Genomic DNA, 2,470 nt, shown 5'->3' on the forward strand with positions numbered 1-2,470 from the left:
GGCCGGTTCCGCTCCAGCAGGCTCCGCTGGCCGGACGGCCCTGACCGGCGGCGGCAGACGGGGCCGCGGGCACGGTGGTCAGGCCGGGTGGCGGCGGCCGTGGTGGCAGGCGTGGCGGTCCGTTCAGCGGGTACGTGCCGAGCACAGAAGAGCCTTTCAGTGACCGGGACGAGGTACATCCGCGACATGTTGACTTTGGGGATCGAAGAGGAGTTCCTGCTCCTTGACCCGGACACCGGCCTGCCGGTGCCGCTCGCGGACAAGGTGCGTGCCGGGGTCCGGCGGGAGCCGGCCCTGGGCAGCGACGAGGTGCAGCCCGAGCTGCTCCAGGTGCAGGTGGAGGTCGCCACTCCGATCTGCGAGACCCTCGACGAGGCCGGCGGCCACCTGCTGCGGATGCGACACTCCCTGAGCAGCGCCGCGGAGAAGGCGGGCTGCCGGCTGGCCGCCTCCGGTTCGGCCCCGCTGGCCGGCCACAACCCGGTGCCGATCACCGACGCGCCCCGCTACCGGGCACTTCTGGACGTGGCGCCCCAGCTGGTGGACGAGCAGTTGATCAACGGCATGCACTGCCATGTCGCGGTACCGGACCGTGCGACGGGGGTGGCGGTGGTCAACCGCCTGCGGCCGTGGCTGCCGGTGCTGGTGGCGATGGGCGCCAACTCGCCCGTCTGGCAGGGCCACGACACTGGTTTCGCCAGTTGGCGCACGGTGGTCTTCAACCGCTGGCCGGTGAGCGGCCAGCCGCCGCTGTTCGCCGACGAGCAGGACTACGAGCGCCGTGTGGAGGGCCTGCTCCACGCGGGGGTGATCGGGGACCGCGGGGCGCTGTACTGGCAGGCCCGGGTGTCCGAGAAGTACCCGACGGTGGAGGTCCGCGCGCTGGACGTGCAGTTGCGCGCCGGGGACGCCGTACTGTTCGGCGGCCTGATCCGTGCCCTGGTGGCGACGGCCCTCGAGGACGAGCGCGCGGGCCGGCCGATGCCGGCCGTACCGCAGGAGATACTCGTCGGCGCCGGCTGGCACGCCGCCCGCTACGGGCTGGAAGCCCACCTGGTCACCCCGGACGGCACCGCCTCGCGGCCCGCCGCCGAGGTGGTCGGCTCGTTGCTGCGGCACATCCAGCCCGCGCTCGCCGAGGCGGGCGACGAACGCCAGGTCGGCGGACTCATACGGCAGTTGCTGACGGACGGCACGGCGGCGGCCCGTCAGCGGTCTGCGATGGAGCGCGGCGGCATGGCGGCGCTGACGGAGTTGATCACCTCGGAGACCGTGGACGTCTGAGGCCTGCCCGCCCCCGTGCCGCGCATCGGGCTCAGGTGTACTCGACCACGACGCCGCTCAGCACCGGGGCGTCGTCCCGTTCGGCGGCACCGACGGTCAGCTGGAGCCGGCCCGGTGCCGACCGCCAGACGCGTATCCGCAGGGTCTCGCCGGGGAAGACGACCCCGGCGAAGCGGGCCCGGTAGGCGCCGACCCGGCTCGCGTCGCCGTCCAGCACGGTGTCCACCACGGCTTTGAGCGTCATGCCGTAGGAGCACAGGCCGTGCAGGATCGGGGCGTCGAAGCCGGCCAGCGCGGCGAACTCGGGGTCGGCGTGCAGGGGGTTCCAGTCGCCGGAGAGGCGGTAGATCAGCGCCTGCTCCTCCCGGATGCGCCGCTCCACGGTGAGGTCGGGGGCACGGTCGGGTTCCTGCGTCCGGTGGGACGGCCCGCGCTCCCCGCCGAACCCGCCCTCACCGCGGACGAAGATCTCCGCTTCGGACGTCCACAGCGGTCCGTCGCCGTCCCGGGCCTCGGCCCGCAGCACCACCACGGCCGCCTTGCCCTTGTCGTACACGGCGGTGACGCGTGCGCGCTGCGTGGCGCCGCCGCCGCTCGGCAACGGCCGGTGCAGCACCAGCGACTGCGAGCCGTGCAGCACGGCGGTCAGGTCCACGTCCACGCCGGGGGCGGACAGCCCGTCCATGGCGGCCATGCCGCCGCCGGCGACGGTGGCGAAGGACGGCAGGACCTGGAGGCGGTCCTCCAGCAGGTAGCGGAGTTCGGCCGGGTCGGTCGCGGGGCGTCCGGCGCCCAGACCCAGGTGGTACAGCTGCACGTCCTTGTGGTCCCAGGACAGCTCGGTGGTGACGGGTTCGGCGGCGAGGACGAGGTCGACATCGATGGGCATCGGCGGGGCGCTCCTTGGCCGGGGGAAGCGGGCGGCGGGCGGCGTCCGCCCGCGCGGCGGTCCGGCGGCACGGGCAGCACAACTCGGGCTCGGGCTCGGGCTCGGGCTCGGACTCGGACTCGGACTCGGACTCGGACTCGGACTCGGACAGGACGAGAACACGTTCTAGTCGGTGTGGCCCCTGTATAACGCACCGCCGCCGGCTTGAACACCCCCGCGCCACCGGAACCCGTCCGGAGGCGGCAAGGGGTCGGCAGGCGGATCGCCACGGCGGGCGTCGACCGGCGGCACCGCACG

At 74.0% G+C, this 2,470-nt stretch carries 2 protein-coding genes; one reads left to right on the plus strand and one right to left on the minus strand.

The annotated features are described in order from the left end of the window. Nucleotides 1-186 precede the first annotated feature (186 nt). Nucleotides 187-1,284: a carboxylate-amine ligase gene (locus ACYVE9_RS22930; protein ID WP_461029788.1), complete on the plus strand. Its 1,098-nt coding sequence runs from the start codon at nt 187-189 to the stop codon at nt 1,282-1,284. A 31-nt stretch (nt 1,285-1,315) separates the two neighbouring features. Here ACYVE9_RS22930 and ACYVE9_RS22935 read toward each other — a convergent pair whose 3' ends face one another. Continuing rightward, on the minus strand, nt 1,316-2,173 hold the full coding sequence (locus ACYVE9_RS22935) for a MaoC/PaaZ C-terminal domain-containing protein (RefSeq protein WP_461029789.1): 858 nt from the start codon (nt 2,171-2,173) through the stop codon (nt 1,316-1,318). Between the last annotated feature and the right edge of the window lie 297 nt (nt 2,174-2,470).

The organism is Streptomyces sparsus, from assembly GCF_054776295.1.

Bases quoted from the DNA above. Each gene is read 5' to 3' on its own strand.
- ACYVE9_RS22930 (WP_461029788.1), top strand. From the start codon at position 187: ATGTTGACTTTGGGGATCGAAGAGGAGTTCCTGCTCCTTGACCCGGAC.
- ACYVE9_RS22935 (WP_461029789.1), bottom strand. From the start codon at position 2,173: ATGCCCATCGATGTCGACCTCGTCCTCGCCGCCGAACCCGTCACCACC.